General features: G+C 69.0%; 16 protein-coding genes. 9 read left to right on the forward strand and 7 right to left on the reverse strand.

Annotation, left to right across the window (positions count from 1 at the left end; all coding sequences use genetic code 11):
- Positions 1 to 86: 86 nt before the first annotated feature.
- Positions 87 to 1016: a lytic transglycosylase domain-containing protein gene (locus MKK58_RS11165; RefSeq protein ID WP_243912142.1), complete on the reverse strand. Its 930-nt coding sequence runs from the start codon at positions 1014 to 1016 to the stop codon at positions 87 to 89.
- A 158-nt stretch (positions 1017 to 1174) separates the two neighbouring features.
- Between MKK58_RS11165 and MKK58_RS11170 the strand changes: the two genes are divergently transcribed.
- The 4 genes from MKK58_RS11170 (at position 1175) to MKK58_RS11185 (ending at position 4618) form a co-directional block, all read left to right on the forward strand.
- A complete protein-coding gene (locus MKK58_RS11170; protein ID WP_243912143.1) occupies positions 1175 to 2815 on the forward strand; it encodes an ABC transporter ATP-binding protein in 1641 nt (546 codons plus the stop codon).
- A gap of 10 nt (positions 2816 to 2825) precedes the next feature.
- Positions 2826 to 4046, forward strand: a complete 1221-nt coding sequence (locus MKK58_RS11175; RefSeq protein WP_243912144.1) for a phosphopentomutase — start codon at positions 2826 to 2828, stop codon at positions 4044 to 4046.
- Positions 4047 to 4064: 18 nt separating this feature from the next.
- Complete coding sequence (locus tag MKK58_RS11180) at positions 4065 to 4256, forward strand: DUF1192 domain-containing protein (protein WP_243912145.1); 192 nt, start codon at positions 4065 to 4067, stop codon at positions 4254 to 4256.
- A gap of 134 nt (positions 4257 to 4390) precedes the next feature.
- Complete coding sequence (locus MKK58_RS11185; RefSeq protein WP_243912146.1) at positions 4391 to 4618, forward strand: hypothetical protein; 228 nt, start codon at positions 4391 to 4393, stop codon at positions 4616 to 4618.
- 18 nt (positions 4619 to 4636) lie between these two features.
- On the opposite strand, the gene MKK58_RS11190 is transcribed toward MKK58_RS11185, so the two are convergent.
- Complete coding sequence (locus tag MKK58_RS11190) at positions 4637 to 5782, reverse strand: helix-turn-helix transcriptional regulator (RefSeq protein ID WP_243912147.1); 1146 nt, start codon at positions 5780 to 5782, stop codon at positions 4637 to 4639.
- A gap of 205 nt (positions 5783 to 5987) precedes the next feature.
- Here MKK58_RS11190 and MKK58_RS11195 point away from each other — a divergent pair, with 205 nt between their 5' ends.
- The 5 genes from MKK58_RS11195 to MKK58_RS11215 all read left to right on the forward strand — a co-directional run bounded on the left by MKK58_RS11195 (position 5988) and on the right by MKK58_RS11215 (position 9507).
- Positions 5988 to 6626 (forward strand): TetR/AcrR family transcriptional regulator, encoded by a 639-nt coding sequence (locus MKK58_RS11195; RefSeq protein WP_243912148.1) that lies wholly within the window; start codon positions 5988 to 5990, stop codon positions 6624 to 6626.
- A gap of 76 nt (positions 6627 to 6702) precedes the next feature.
- Positions 6703 to 7161, forward strand: coding sequence for a DUF2852 domain-containing protein (locus MKK58_RS11200; protein WP_243912149.1), 459 nt, complete (start codon positions 6703 to 6705; stop codon positions 7159 to 7161).
- Positions 7162 to 7355: 194 nt separating this feature from the next.
- A complete protein-coding gene (gene upp, locus MKK58_RS11205) occupies positions 7356 to 7997 on the forward strand; it encodes a uracil phosphoribosyltransferase (protein ID WP_055951992.1) in 642 nt (213 codons plus the stop codon).
- 78 nt (positions 7998 to 8075) lie between these two features.
- Complete coding sequence (locus MKK58_RS11210; protein ID WP_243912150.1) at positions 8076 to 9086, forward strand: NAD(P)H-quinone oxidoreductase; 1011 nt, start codon at positions 8076 to 8078, stop codon at positions 9084 to 9086.
- Positions 9087 to 9204: 118 nt separating this feature from the next.
- A complete protein-coding gene (locus tag MKK58_RS11215; RefSeq protein ID WP_243912151.1) occupies positions 9205 to 9507 on the forward strand; it encodes a hypothetical protein in 303 nt (100 codons plus the stop codon).
- A 24-nt stretch (positions 9508 to 9531) separates the two neighbouring features.
- Here MKK58_RS11215 and MKK58_RS11220 read toward each other — a convergent pair whose 3' ends face one another.
- The 5 genes from MKK58_RS11220 to MKK58_RS11240 form a co-directional block, all read right to left on the reverse strand.
- On the reverse strand, positions 9532 to 10413 hold the full coding sequence (locus MKK58_RS11220) for a 3-hydroxybutyryl-CoA dehydrogenase (protein ID WP_243912152.1): 882 nt from the start codon (positions 10411 to 10413) through the stop codon (positions 9532 to 9534).
- A gap of 180 nt (positions 10414 to 10593) precedes the next feature.
- A complete protein-coding gene (locus tag MKK58_RS11225; protein WP_243912153.1) occupies positions 10594 to 11544 on the reverse strand; it encodes an electron transfer flavoprotein subunit alpha/FixB family protein in 951 nt (316 codons plus the stop codon).
- A 90-nt stretch (positions 11545 to 11634) separates the two neighbouring features.
- Entirely contained in the window at positions 11635 to 12384 is a 750-nt protein-coding gene (locus MKK58_RS11230; RefSeq protein ID WP_243912154.1) for an electron transfer flavoprotein subunit beta/FixA family protein, read from the reverse strand.
- A 207-nt stretch (positions 12385 to 12591) separates the two neighbouring features.
- Positions 12592 to 13164: a cob(I)yrinic acid a,c-diamide adenosyltransferase gene (locus MKK58_RS11235; protein ID WP_243912155.1), complete on the reverse strand. Its 573-nt coding sequence runs from the start codon at positions 13162 to 13164 to the stop codon at positions 12592 to 12594.
- A 173-nt stretch (positions 13165 to 13337) separates the two neighbouring features.
- Positions 13338 to 13955: an acyloxyacyl hydrolase gene (locus MKK58_RS11240; protein ID WP_243912156.1), complete on the reverse strand. Its 618-nt coding sequence runs from the start codon at positions 13953 to 13955 to the stop codon at positions 13338 to 13340.
- Positions 13956 to 13957: the final 2 nt, after the last annotated feature.

Genomic DNA, 13957 nt, shown 5'->3' on the forward strand with positions numbered 1-13957 from the left:
CTGTTGGGGCGCGGTTCCCCTGTGACAGGGCCCGCGCGGCGGATTGATGGCGCGATCGGGACGCCTTCGCGCCCGCCCGATCACGATCAGGTTCGCAGGACGAGGCAGGCGCCCCCGACCTGGCGGATGCGGCCGCACAGGGTGTCGGCGGCCTCGCGACTCTGGGCCGGGATACGGACACGGTAGAAGGCGCGCGTGCCGCGGCTGCGCAGGCGTGTTCCGATGATCATCGGGCGAACATCGCCGATCACGCTTGTGTAGAGCTTCCGTGTCCGCGCGAAACTCTGAAGAGCCAATGCTTTGGAGAAGTTTCCGGCCAGTTGGATGCCCCAGGGCGCCGCCGGCCCCTCGTTCCCGCCGAGGGCGAACCGGTCGCCCCGCGCGGGAATGCGCAGGGCCGCGGTCACCTTGAGGCAACTCGTCTCGGATTCGACCCCGGCCTCAGATGAGTTGTGGCCGCCTGAGTCCTTGGCGGATGGCGCCTTCGGCGCCTCGCCCTCCGGCATCTCGATCGTTGCACTCGGACGCCAGGCCTCGGCGGGCGAGCCGGTGATCGCCAGCACGTAGTTGCGGGTCTCCGTCGGCAGGCCGCCGATTCCCGCGAGCCAGGCCGAGACCCGGCCGGGGCCGCCGTTATAGGCCGCCGCGGCGAGACCGAGATTGCCGAATTGCCGGTTGAGGTCGGCGAGCAGATGGGCCGCGTGCGGGATCGCCTGCTCGGGGTCGAAGGGGTCGGTGAGGCCGCGCTCGCGGGCGGTGCCGGGCATGAACTGCGCGACACCCTGCGCGCCGACCGGGCTGACGGCTCCGACCCGGAACGCGCTCTCCCGCCAGATCAGCCGGGTGAGGAACGGCACCGGCAACCCGCGCGCCCGAGCCGAGCCCTCGATGAGGCGACACAGGGCCTGCTCGACGGTTTCGGTCGCGCCCTCGGCGGCCGCGCGCGCAGGGCCGGACGCGAGCAGCAGGGCGAGGAGGAGCAGGATGGCGGGGCGGCCGCGGGGGAGGGCGTTCACGAGGCGGTTGTAGGGCGTGGACTGCGCCGATCAATCGCAAAGGCCAGACGGCGGCCCTCGCGGCGTTCGCCGATCGGGAAGGCGCGCGCTATAACCGCTCCTGATAGCTGCTCCTGCCGACATTCGTTTTCGCGCGCATCCCTCGCAGACAGGCCTCGATGACCGACACGCTGCTCGACGTTCAGGACCTGTCGGTCGCCTTCCGGTCGCGGGAGCGCGCGACGCTGGCGGTCGACCGGGTCAGCTTCACCATCGCGGCGGGCGAGACGGTGGCGCTGGTGGGTGAGTCCGGCTCCGGAAAGTCGGTGACCGCGCTGTCGATCCTGCGCCTGCTGGACGGGAGCGCGCACCACCCGGGCGGCCGCATCCTGTTCAAGGGCCAGGACCTTCTGGCCCTGCCCGAGCGCCGGCTTCGGAGCATCCGCGGCGCCGACATCACCATGGTGTTCCAGGAGCCCATGACTTCGCTGAACCCGCTGCACACCATCCAGCGGCAGATCGGCGAGGTGCTGGAGGTGCATCGGGGCCTGTCCGGCCGCAAGGCGCGGGCGCGCATCCTCGAACTCCTCGAACTCGTCGGCCTGCGCGACGCCGAGCGCCGCCTCAACGCCTATCCGCACGAACTGTCCGGCGGCCAGCGCCAGCGGGTGATGATCGCCATGGCGCTCGCCTGCGAGCCGGACCTCCTGGTGGCCGACGAGCCGACGACCGCCCTCGACGTGACGGTCCAGGCCCAGATCCTCACCCTGCTCGCCGATCTGCAGAAGCGGCTCGGCATGGCGATGCTGTTCATCACGCACGATCTCGGCATCGTCCAGCGCATCGCGAACCGCGTCTGCGTCATGCTCTCCGGCCGGATCGTCGAGGCTGGTCCGGTCGCCGAGATCTTCGCGCGGCCCCAGCACGAATACACCCGGCGCCTGCTCGCCTCCGAGCCGAAGGGCCGCGCCAACCCGGTCCCGGCGGACGCCGAGCGCCTGCTGGAGGCCGGTCCGCTCAAGGTCTGGTTCCCGATCCGCGAGGGCCTGCTCCGGCGGACCACGAGCCACGTGAAGGCAGTGGACGGCGTCTCGATACGCGTGAGGGCGGGGGAGACCGTGGGGGTCGTCGGCGAGTCCGGCTCCGGCAAGACCACCCTCGGACTGGCGCTCCTGCGTTTGACGGGCTGCGAAGGCCCGATCGTGTTCCTCGGCCGCTCCATCGCGGGGCTGCCGCCCGCTGCCATGCGTCCGTTCCGGCGCGACATGCAGGTCGTCTTCCAGGACCCCTACGGTTCGCTCTCCCCGCGCATGACGGTGGCCGACATCGTCGCCGAGGGCCTGGTGGTCCAGGGCGTCGTCAAATCCAGGGCCGAGCGCACGGCGATCGTCGCGCAGGCTCTGGGCGATGTCGGGCTCGATCCGGCGACGATGAACCGCTACCCGCACGAATTCTCGGGCGGGCAGCGCCAGCGCATCGCCATCGCGCGGGCCATCGTTCTCAAGCCGAAATTCGTGGTGCTGGACGAGCCGACCTCGGCCCTCGACCGCTCGGTTCAGGCGCAGATCGTGACGCTGCTGCGCGATCTCCAGGCCGAGCGCGGCCTCGCCTACCTCTTCATCAGCCACGACCTGAAGGTCGTGCGCGCGCTGGCGAACCACGTTCTGGTGATGCAGAACGGACGGGTGGTGGAGGAAGGTCCGGCGGAGGCGATCTTCGCCGCGCCGCAGACGGCCTACACGCAGGCGCTCTTCGCCGCCGCCTTCGACCTCCACAGCGACGCCGTCGCGGATCCCGCCGGCGTGGCGGTTCCGGCCTGAGGGCGAAACGATGGCGCGCGCCCTCCTGATCGTGCTCGATTCCGTCGGCATCGGCGGAGCGCCCGATGCCGACCGCTACGGCGACACGGGTGCCGACACCCTCGGCCACATCGCGCGAGCCTGCGCGGAGGGGCGGGGCGACCGCCCGGGCCTGCGCCAAGGCCCCCTGGCGCTGCCGCATCTCGCGCGCCTCGGCCTCGGGCTCGCCGCGAAGGGCGCCACCGGGCAAGTCCCGGCCGGACTCGCGGTCCGGGCGGCGCCGGAGGGCGCCTACGGCCACGCCATGGAGCGGGCCGCCGGCAAGGACACGCCTTCCGGCCATTGGGAGATCGCCGGCGTCCCCGTGCTCGAACCGTGGGGTGCCTTCCCCGTCACGGTCCCGGCTTTCCCGGCGGCGCTCACCGGAGCGCTCGTCGCCGGGGCCGGTTTGCCCGGCATCCTGGGGGATTGCCACGCCGCCGGAACCGCCATCATCGACCGCCTCGGGGCCGAGCACGTGCGCACCGGCCGGCCGATCTGCTACACCTCGGCCGACAGCGTGTTCCAGATCGCGGCGCACGAGGAGAGCTTCGGCCTGGAGCGCCTCTATGCCACCTGCCGCATCGCGCGGGATCTCTGCGATCCCTACCGCGTCGCCCGCGTGATCGCCCGACCCTTCGTCGGCGATCCCGAGCGTGGGTTCCGGCGCACGGCGAACCGCAAGGATTACGCGGTCGAGCCCCCGGGCCACACGCTCCTCGACGATCTCCAGGCCGCCGGGCGGGCCGTGGTCAGCGTCGGCAAGATCGGCGACATCTTCGCGCATCGGGCCACCGGCCGCGAGATCAAGCCCGCCGGCAACGCCGCTTGCCTCGCGGCCGCCCTCGAGGCCTTCGCGACCCTGCCGGAGGGCGGCCTGGTGTTCCTCAACCTCGTCGATTTCGATACGGAGTACGGACACCGGCGCGACGTTCCGGGCTACGCCGCCGCCCTCGAAGCCTTCGACGCGCAGCTACCCGCCATACGGGCGGTCCTGCGCCCGGGCGATATCGGCATCATCACCGCCGACCACGGCAACGACCCGACCTGGGCCGGCACCGAGCACACCCGCGAGCAGGTGCCGGTCCTCGCCTTTGGACCCGGGGTCGCACCCGGCCCGATCGGTGCGCGGGACAGCTTTTCGGATATCGGCGCCACCCTGGCCCGGCACCTCGGCCTCGCCTTCAGCGGAGCGGGAATGCCGTGGATCTGAGGCGAGAAGGAGAAGCCTATGTGGAACGAGGATGACGGCGGTCCCCGACAGGCCACGGTGCACCGGATCGGTGAACCGCTCGACACGCTGTCGGTGGAGGATTTGACCGAGCGCGTCTCCGCCCTGCGGGCGGAGATCGCGCGGCTCGAAGCGGCACGCGACGTCAAGAAAGTGGCCCTTGCACAAGCCGGCTCGATCTTTCGCCTGTGACCGCTCGGCCACCCGGACTCCACGAGGCAACAGAATAGAAACATTTCCCCCAAACAGGGGATGAAGCCAATTCCGGCCTGGGTTCTCATGCCGCATCAACGATGTGATGCGGGGCAGTCATGCAGGGGAAATTGATGATGGCGCCGTGGATGCGTCGGCGCATCGCGCGGCATGTCGAGCGTGGCACCAGCGAGCGCGTGCTCGCCTGTCTGCTTGGAACGAATCCGACGGAGCCCGCCCCCAATGATCAGCCCGATACCCGGGCGACCGGCCCCGGGGCGGACCGACCCGATGTGTCGAACGTCATTCTGTTTCGAGCCCTGAACAACGCGGTTGGTCATTCCGCGGCCGGCGCTTCGTGAGGCCGCGGCGCGCCGGTCCTACCGGATCAGGCTGAAGCCCGAGATCAGCCGCGCCAGGTCGACCTGCCGCGTCACACCGGTCTTGGCGAAGATCGCCTTGACCTGGCTGCGGATCGTCTCGACGCCGACCTTGTGCTGCGCGGCGAGGATCGCCAGGGTCGCGCCATCCGCGATGCCGCGGGCGATGCGCGCCTCGGCGGCGGTGAGATCGAACAGACCCGAGAGCAGTTCGGTCCCGGGCACGGGACGGGGCATGACCGGGGTGGCGACCATCAGCAGTGTTCCCCCGCCGAAGACGTCCTGGGCGGATCCGCGCATCGGCAGGAGGTGCATGACCATCGCGGGATGTGCATCGCCGGCCGGAACCGCGATCGAGCGGGCCGATAGGCAGGTACCCGCCATGAGAGCGTCCGCCAGCAATGCGTCGCCACCCGGATGTACCAGGGCGATCCGTTCGCGCTGGTCGCGGATCACGTGGGGGACGAGGCCGGCGAAGGCTGCATTGCGGTACTGCAGCCTGCCGTTGCCCCCGAGGATCGCCGCCGGAAGTCCGAGCAACTCCAACGTCTGGACCGATGCATGCGCGCGCTCCAGTTTCAGCCGTGCGGAGAGCAGGGCGGCGCGCCCGAGATGGGGCCGCAGGGTATCGAGCGCATCCGTGGCCGCGCGCGGCACCGGACCATCCGCGAAACGCCGCTCGATGCTGAAGATCAGGGTGTCGCCCGTTGAGAGCGGGAAAGCCGTCGCGACACCCCAGCCGAGCCCGCGAGGCCGCAGAAAGTCTCGGATCAGCACATCCGTCTCGACCTCCTCCTGGGTGTACACGTCCTCCTCGCGCACGAAGCCGGCGTGGCGGGCGCCCAGGAGTTTCACGGTGCGCTGATTGGCGCGTCCCCAGCCGCCGGACGCGAAATCCGACATGACCTGGTCCAGGCTCGCGGAGTTGATCCAGCGATGCGCCTTGAGATCCGATGTGATCAGGACCGACCCTTGTGCGCCGGCGATTTCTGCGAGGTGATCGAGAACCGAAGGCCAAAGCTCTGGAAGAACCGCCGCTTCGTAGATCAGATCGATCAGGCTTTCGAAGTCCATCTGTCCAGGTTCAACGATCACGGCACTGAATTTCCCAAGTCGGGATTCTTTCGAAAGCGGTCCATTGATCACGAAATCTCGGCCACCGACAAGAGATTTGCGCCCCGGAAGACGAGCTTGGCGATGCCTTTCGAGGAACCCGTGAGGCGGTCGAGAGCGCGGTCAGCTGCGGAGGATGCGGCTCGAAATCGAGCGCCGTCGTGTTAGGGGAAGACGGAGGCAGGATCCCCGAACCCGCGCGCGGATGCGCGCCGAGGACGGGCCCGAGGAGAATGGTGTGCGACACTGGCGGGAAGGACCGGGAGACCGGCGCAGTTACCATCACGGCAATCTCAAGGAAGCCCTGATCGAGGCCGCGCGCCGCTTCATCGCCGAGCGGGGGATCGGCGGGTTCACGCTGGTGGATGCCGCGCGCCTCGTCGGTGTCACGCCCGCCGCCCTCTATCGGCATTTTCGCGGCCGCGAGGCTCTTCTCGAGGAGGTGGCGGGGCGCGGCTTCGCGGACTTGGCCGAGCGTCTCGCCCGCGCGCTCAACGCCCGCGGCACGCCGCTGGAGCGCTTCACCCGGATGGGCGAGGCCTACCTCGCCTTCGCGGAGGAGGAACCGGGCTACTACGCGGCGATCTTCGAGACGCGAGGCCTCGCGGCGGGCGAGCCGAACGCGGAAGCCGCTCCCCGCCCGAGTCCCTTCGATCTCTTGGTGGAGGCCCTGCAATCCACCTTCCCGGAGGGCTTCGGCGGTGTCGCCCCACGCTTCATCGCCCTCGAAGTCTGGGCGCTGTCGCACGGCCTTGCGACCCTTTCGGCCTCCGGGCATCTGCCGCGAAGGCCCGGAATGCCCGACAAGTACGAACTCCTGCGCGCCGGGGTCCTCGCCCTCGTCCACGGCGCCGGAGGCCCCCGTGCCCCTTCGTGACGCGGACCGCCCCTTGAAAGCGCCGCGTCGCGTTCGCAAGTGAATGTCGTTCACATTTACATCGGAGCCGTGAGCCGTGAGCTTCTCCTCTACCTCCCCCTACGCCACCGGGAAGGCCTGCCGCGGCGGCCCCTTCTCCCGCCGGTCCTTCGAGATCGGCGCCATCGTCGTGGCCTTCATCTACTGGTGGCCGCTTGCGGCCGCCTACGTCGCCTGGAAGATCGCGGGCTACCCGGCCCTCAGTGAGTTGCGCGGATTGGCCGGACGCGGGCTGTCCTGGAATGCCTCTGCGACGCGCTCGCGCTTCGCGGCGGCCTTCGAGACGGCCAATGGCGGTGGTATCACCGGCAACCGCGCCTTCGACGAGTATCGCCGCAGCGAACTCGACCGGCTCGACGCCCAGCGCCGCGCCCTTCAGGAGGAGAGCCGCGCTTTCGCCGAATTCGTCGAGGAGCTGAAGCGGGCCAAGGACCGCGAGCAGTTCGACGCTTTCATGCAGAAGCGCCGCAGCGCGGACACGACCCGCTCGGTCTGAGCCGCCTATTTCGATCCCGCTCGACCAGGGGGCTTCCGGCGCAGGCCGGGAGCCTCCTTTTCGTCGTCGTCCGCAGGTCGGACGCCCTCGCTCGTGCTGCCGCGATGCTCTAGGACTTCGGTTCCGCTCTTGCCTCGGTCTCCCCGCGCCCCGGATCAGACCCCGGCCATTCAGGGCTACGTGGAGATTTCGATATGCAGGCAGCCGCCGCGACCGTCCGGGTGGTGGACCACCCCCTCGTGCAGCACAAGCTGACCCTGCTGCGCCAGCGCGAGCGCTCGACCAAGGGCTTCCGCCAGATCCTCAACGAGATCGGCATGCTCCTGGCCTACGAAGTCACCCGCGACCTGCCGCTGGAGACCGTGACGATCGAGACGCCGATCCAGTCGATGGAGGCGCCGCAGATCGCCGGGAAAAAGCTCGTCCTGGCGCCGATCCTGCGCGCCGGTGTCGGCTTCCTTGACGGCATGCTGTCCCTGGTGCCCTCAGCCCGGGTGGCGCATGTGGGTCTCTACCGCGATCCGGAGACGCTGGAGGCGGTGGAATACTACTTCAAGGCGCCCTCTGACCTCGTGGACCGGACGGTGCTGGTCCTCGACCCGATGCTGGCGACCGCGAACTCGGCGGTGGCGGCGATCAACCTGTTGAAGCAGCGCGGCGCCCAGGATCTGCGCTTCGTCTGCCTGCTCGCCGCTCCGGAGGGCATTGCCCGCCTGCAGGCTGCCCATCCCGATGTCCCGGTCTGGACGGCGGCCATCGACAGCCATCTCAATGACCACGGCTACATCGTGCCGGGCCTCGGCGATGCCGGCGACCGGATGTACGGCACCCGCTGAGGCACCGCCGCTGGGTGGCGCGATCTTGCCAAGGGCGGTCCGGACGGCACATGACGGGGCTTCCAGGAGGAGACCCCAATGACGACCAGCCTGCCCGAGACCATGCGACAGATCCGCTTCACCGCTGCCGGCGGACCGGATGTGCTGGCCCTGGAGACGGTGCCGCTGCCGCAGCCCGGTCCGGGCCAGGTCCTGATCGAAGTCGTGGCCGCCGGGATCAACCGGCCCGACATCCAGCAGCGCGAGGGCAAGTATCCGCCGCCGAAGGGCGCCACCGAGATTCCGGGCCTGGAGGTCGCCGGCCGCATCGTCGCCCTCGGCGAGGGCGTCACTGGCTTCACGCTCGGAAACGAGGTCTGCGCCCTGGTCATCAGCGGCGGCTATGCCGAGTTCGCCGTGGCGGAGATCGGACAGTGCCTGCCGAAGCCGTCCTCGCTCTCGCTGGTGGAGGCCGGCGGGCTGCCCGAGAACTACTTCACCGTCTACAGCACCGTGATCGAGCGCGGCCGCCTGAAAGCCGGCGAGGCCTTCCTCGTCCATGGCGGATCGAGCGGCATCGGCTCGACCGCGATCCAGATCGCCAAACACCACGGTGCCCGCGTCTTCGCCACAGCCGGTTCGGCCGAGAAGTGCGATTTCTGCCGCGAACTCGGTGCCGAGGCCGCGATCAACTACCGCGAGGCCGACTTCGTCGAGGAGGTGAAGCGGCTCACCGATGGCAACGGCGTCGACGTCATCCTCGACATGGTCGGGGCGCCCTACCTCGCCAAGAACCTCTCGGCGCTCGCGATCGAGGGACGCCTCGTCCAGATCGCCTTCATGCAGGGTTACAAGGTCGATGCCTTCAGCATGACGCCGATCATGATGAAGCGCCTGACCTTCACGGGCGCGACGCTCCGGGCCCGGCCCAAGGCTGAGAAGGCGGCGATCGCCGAAGGTCTCGCCCGCGATGTCTGGCCGCTGCTGGAGGCCGGGACCATCCGGCCGGTGATCCACGCCACCTTCCCGCTGGAGGAGGCGCGCAAGGCGCACGAACTCATGGAGTCGAGTGCGCATCTCGGCAAGATCATGTTGTTGACCGGCCGCTGAGGTCGGATCCCGGCGGAACTCCGCTCTCGACCGTCGCGTTTCAGACCCGAGCAGGAATCACGAGCCCGTGGGCTCGGGTCGAAACATCGGTCTTCAGGACCGTTCAAGCGAGGATCGCATGGCAGAAAATCTACACGGTCAGGACGCCCGGCAGGGCAAGCGCGGCAAGCCGGTGCTCTACGTCCTCGTGGCCAGCCTCGTGCTGCTCGCGATCGCGATCACGGGCTTGATGACCTGGCAGGGTGCAAATTCGCCGAAGGACTACGCCAGCCAGAGCCAGGACGCGTCCCGCCAGGAGGTCACGGGCTCGGTCAAGGGCAGCTCGAACGCCACGTCGTCGTCGAACACCGGTTCGGTGCCGGCTGCGAACCCGGCCTATCCGAGCCCAGCCCAGCCGGCCGCCAACGGCAACAAACAGTAAGTCTGATGCTCGTGCCGGTCCGCCTCAGCGGGTCGGCACGGGCGTCTCGCCCCGGTAATCGTAGAAACCGCGCTTGGACTTGCGTCCGAGCCAGCCGGCCTCGACATACTTCACGAGGAGCGGGCAGGGCCGGTACTTCGAATCGGCCAGGCCCTCATAAAGCACCTGCATCACCGACAGGCAGGTATCGAGGCCGATGAAGTCGGCGAGCTGCAGCGGACCCATCGGGTGGTTCGCCCCGAGCCGCATCGCGGTGTCGATGGATTCCACCGAGCCGACGCCCTCGTAGAGCGTGTAGATCGCCTCGTTGATCATCGGCAGCAGGATGCGGTTGACGATGAAGGCCGGAAAATCCTCCGACATCGTCGAGATCTTGCCGAGCTTGGCGATGAAGGCCTTGGCCGACTCGTAGGTCGGGTCTTCGGTGGCGATGCCGCGGATCAGCTCCACGAGCTGCATCACCGGCACCGGATTCATGAAGTGAATGCCGATGAAGCGTTCCGGACGGTCGGTTGAGGCTGCGAGCCGCGTGATCGAAATCGACGACGTGTTGGTGGCGATCAGTGCGTCGGCCCTGAGGGACGCACAGAGCGTGCTGAAGATCTGGCGCTTGGTCGATTCGTCCTCGGTTGCCGCCTCGATGACGAGATCGCAGGGCGCGAGATCATCGAAGGTCTCCGCTCCCCGGATGCGCGAGACGGCGGCCCGGCGCTGCTCGTCCACGATGGTGCCCTTGGCGACCTGACGCGCAAGGTTGCCGTCGACGGTGGCCAGACCGTTGTGGATGCGGGCCGGGTCGCGGTCGTTCAGGCGAACGTCGAGGCCCGCCATCGCGCAGACATGCGCGATCCCGCTGCCCATTTGACCGGCACCGATGATGCCGACCGTCCTGATATCGATGCCCATCGTCTGCACTCGCACCCTTGGGGCGTCGCCGGATCGGCCACCGGGCCCCCGCCCGGCCGCCGAGGGCGCCCGTCTCCGCTTATAACGTTGCACACCAGCAGCGTCCTAGAGCAATTCCATGCCCGAAGGCCGCCGTCAGCAGCAACCGGCGCGTAACAGGGCGCCGGTCGCGCGGTTGTCTTAGCCCTTGGCCTTGGCGAGTTCGGCCTGGAAATCGGGCACGACCTGGAACAGATCACCGACGAGGCCGTAATCCGCCACCTGGAAGATCGGGGCGTCCTCGTCCTTGTTGATGGCGACGATGACCTTCGAGTCCTTCATGCCGGCAAGGTGCTGGATCGCGCCCGAGATGCCGACGGCGACGTAGAGGTCCGGCGCCACGACCTTGCCGGTCTGACCCACCTGCCAGTCGTTCGGCGCGTAGCCGGCGTCCACTGCCGCCCGCGAGGCGCCCACGGCCGCCCCGAGGGTGTCGGCCAGGGGCTCGATCAGTTCCTTGAACTTGTCGGCCGAGCCCAGCGACCGACCGCCGGAGACGATGATGCGCGCGGCGGCGAGTTCCGGACGGTCGGACTTGGCGATTTCCTCGCCCTTGAAGCTCGACTTGGCCGAGGCGGCGGCCGCTTCCTGCACGGACTCGATGGGGGCAGCAGGCCCGCCTTCGGTCGCCGGCTTGAAGGCCGCCGTGCGCACGGTGATGACTTTCTTGCCCGCGCCGGCCTGGACGGTCTGGATCGCGTTGCCGGCGTAGATCGGCCGCTCGAACGTATCGGCTGAGACGACCGCGATGATGTCGGAGATCTGCGCGACGTCGAGGAGGGCGGCGACGCGCGGCAGCACGTTCTTGCCCGTGGTGGAGGCCGCCGCCACGACGACGTCGTAGGACTGGGCGAGGGCGGTGATCAGGGCCGCGGTGGGCTCGGCCAGGGCGTGATCGTAGGCGGCATCCTCGTGGAGCAGCACCTTCTCGACGCCTTCGAGCTTGGCGGCGGCTTCGGCCGCCGGGCGGCTGCCCGAGCCGAGCACCAGGGCGTGGACCGGCCCGCCGAGCTGCACGGCGGCGCTGAGCGCCTTCTGGCTGGCGTCGCGCACGGCGCCGTTGTCGTGTTCGATGTAGAGGAGGGTGGCCATGGTGGGGTATGAATCCTCGAAAGGGCCGGAGCCGGTGCAACGGGCCCGTCGCCCTCGCGGCGCCGGGCCCCGACGGGGAGAGCGGTGTCGCTAGATGACGCCGGCCTCGACCTTGAGCTTCTGGACCAGAGCGGCGGCCGACTCGACCTTCACGCCTGCCTTGCGGCCGGCGGGCTCGACGGTCTTGATGACCGTGATGCGCGGGGTGACGTCGACGCCCAGCGCGTCGGGCGTCATCTCCTCGAGGGGCTTCTTCTTGGCCTTCATGATGTTGGGCAGGGAGGCGTAGCGCGGCTCGTTGAGACGCAGGTCCGTCGTGACGATGGCGGGCAGCGTCAGCGTGACGGTCTGGAGGCCGCCGTCGATCTCGCGGGTGACGTCGATCGACCCCTCGCCGAACTCCACCTTGAAGGCGAAGGTGCCCTGCGGCCAGTCGAGGAGCGCGGCCAGCATCTGGCCGGTCTGGTTCGAATCGTCGTCGATGGCCTGCTTGCCGAGGATGACGAGGCCGGGGGCCTCCTTCTCGACGATGGCCTTGAGGATCTTGGCCACCGCCAGCGGCTCGACGAGGCCGTCGGTCTTCACCAGGATCGCACGGTCGGCGCCCATGGCGAGCGCGGTGCGCAGGGTCTCCTGCGCCTGCTGCGGGCCGATGGAGACGGCCACGATCTCGGTGGCCTTGCCCTTCTCCTTCAGGCGGATCGCCTCCTCGACGGCGATCTCGTCGAAGGGATTCATCGACATCTTGACGTTGGCGAGATCCACGCCCGAACCGTCGGCCTTGACCCGGATCTTGACGTTGTAGTCGACGACCCGCTTGACGGGCACCAGAACCTTCATGGCGTTCACAATCCTCCGCGCGGACAATTTTCTTCGACCAGGCCGGCGCGGCGCGCAGCGGAGATCCGGGCGAGCCGGAGATCCTGAACCCTGGTCATTGAGGCGGCGGACCGTAACGGCCTCATTTCCGCCTTGTCAACGCGGGCCCGCCGACGCGGCAGGGGGCGTTCCGATCGCCGCGACGAACGGCGGGGCCCGCGCGTCCCGTCAGCGGTTCTTGCCAGGCACCCAGAGCACGTCGTCGGCCCCGTTGGCATTCGCGGTCCGGCTCGCCACGAACAGGAAGTCGGACAGGCGATTGAGGTACTGCAGGGCTTCCGGCGAGACGATCTCGCCCTCGGTGGCGGCCAGCGCCACGGCGAGGCGCTCGGCCCGCCGGCACGTCGTGCGGGCGAGGTGAAGGGCCGCCGCTGCCGGTGAGCCACCCGGAAGCACGAAGGATTTGAGAGGCGACAGATCCGCGTTCAGGGCGTCGATGTCCCGCTCGATCCGCTGGACCTGCGTGGCGACCACGCGCAGGGGCTCGTATTTCGGCGGCTCTGCGCTCTCAGGGGTCGCGAGGTCGGCCCCGAGATCGAACAGATCGTTCTGGATGGCGCCCAGCATCGCGTCGAGCCGGGGATCGGCGTGGAGGCGGGCGAGGCCGATGCAGGCGTTGGTCTCGTCGACGGTGCCGTAGGTCTCGATCCGCAGGTCGGCCTTCGAGCGGCGTTCGCCGCTGGCGAGCGCCGTCGATCCCTTATCACCGGTGCGGGTGTAGATGCGGTTGAGCGTGACCACGATGACGTCCGATCTCGAGGGGGCCAGACCTGCGGCGGGTGAAGGGGCCGCAGCTTGATGCCGGCCAACCTAGCGCAGTTTCGGCCATTCGGAAGGCGCCACGAAACGCGAAGGGCCGGCCCGCTGCTGCGAGACCGGCCCAGACGTGGAAAGGTGAAGCTCGGGCGTGCCGATCAGAACGTGTAGCCGAGCTTGCCACCGAAATTGGTCAGGCCGCGGTTGTTCGCGCACAGGCCGGCATTCGACATGTGCTCGACGGTGGCCATGATGCTCCAGTGCTCGGTGAGACGGAAGCCGAGGGCGGCGGCCTCGCGGAACAGCGGGTTGCAGCCCAGCGTGTTGAAGCCGGCCGGGGCCGTGGGCTTGGGACCCGTATAGCCGTTGTGGGCGCCGGCGCCGAAGAAGCCTTCGAGGAAGACGATGTTGTTCAGGGTCTGCGGGAACAGATCCACGGTCCAGGTCGCGCCGATATAGGCGTAGCTGGTGCGGCCACCGAAATTGTAGCTGCCGCCGACGGTCGGGCGCGGCACGAAGGCCTGCCAGAACGGATCGACGCTGACGAGCGGCTTGGCGAAGAGGATTTCGCCGTTGATGTTGTTGGTGTTGTGTTCCGCGCTCCCCGGGTCCTGCACGGCTCCACCGATGCGAACCTCGGAGACGATGCTCAGCGGCTTGACCGGGCTCACATAGGCGGCCGGCGGCGGCTCGGACCGGAAGTCGGCGGCCTGGACCGGCACGGCCGCAGCGAGGGCGAAACCGGCGGCGGCGAGGCGGAACGAGTGGGAATGCATGA

This window comes from Methylobacterium sp. J-078, from assembly GCF_022829285.1.
Taxonomy (GTDB): Bacteria; Pseudomonadota; Alphaproteobacteria; order Rhizobiales; family Beijerinckiaceae; genus Methylobacterium.

What these genes read in the sequence shown, in the direction of transcription:
- MKK58_RS11170 (WP_243912143.1), top strand. Translation starts at nt 1,175, where the DNA reads ATGACCGACACGCTGCTCGACGTTCAGGACCTGTCGGTCGCCTTCCGG.
- MKK58_RS11175 (WP_243912144.1), top strand. Translation starts at nt 2,826, where the DNA reads ATGGCGCGCGCCCTCCTGATCGTGCTCGATTCCGTCGGCATCGGCGGA.
- MKK58_RS11180 (WP_243912145.1), top strand. Translation starts at nt 4,065, where the DNA reads ATGTGGAACGAGGATGACGGCGGTCCCCGACAGGCCACGGTGCACCGG.
- MKK58_RS11185 (WP_243912146.1), top strand. Translation starts at nt 4,391, where the DNA reads ATGATGGCGCCGTGGATGCGTCGGCGCATCGCGCGGCATGTCGAGCGT.
- upp (WP_055951992.1), top strand. Translation starts at nt 7,356, where the DNA reads ATGCAGGCAGCCGCCGCGACCGTCCGGGTGGTGGACCACCCCCTCGTG.
- MKK58_RS11210 (WP_243912150.1), top strand. Translation starts at nt 8,076, where the DNA reads ATGACGACCAGCCTGCCCGAGACCATGCGACAGATCCGCTTCACCGCT.
- MKK58_RS11215 (WP_243912151.1), top strand. Translation starts at nt 9,205, where the DNA reads ATGGCAGAAAATCTACACGGTCAGGACGCCCGGCAGGGCAAGCGCGGC.
- MKK58_RS11220 (WP_243912152.1), bottom strand. Translation starts at nt 10,413, where the DNA reads ATGGGCATCGATATCAGGACGGTCGGCATCATCGGTGCCGGTCAAATG.
- MKK58_RS11225 (WP_243912153.1), bottom strand. Translation starts at nt 11,544, where the DNA reads ATGGCCACCCTCCTCTACATCGAACACGACAACGGCGCCGTGCGCGAC.
- MKK58_RS11230 (WP_243912154.1), bottom strand. Translation starts at nt 12,384, where the DNA reads ATGAAGGTTCTGGTGCCCGTCAAGCGGGTCGTCGACTACAACGTCAAG.
- MKK58_RS11240 (WP_243912156.1), bottom strand. Translation starts at nt 13,955, where the DNA reads ATGCATTCCCACTCGTTCCGCCTCGCCGCCGCCGGTTTCGCCCTCGCT.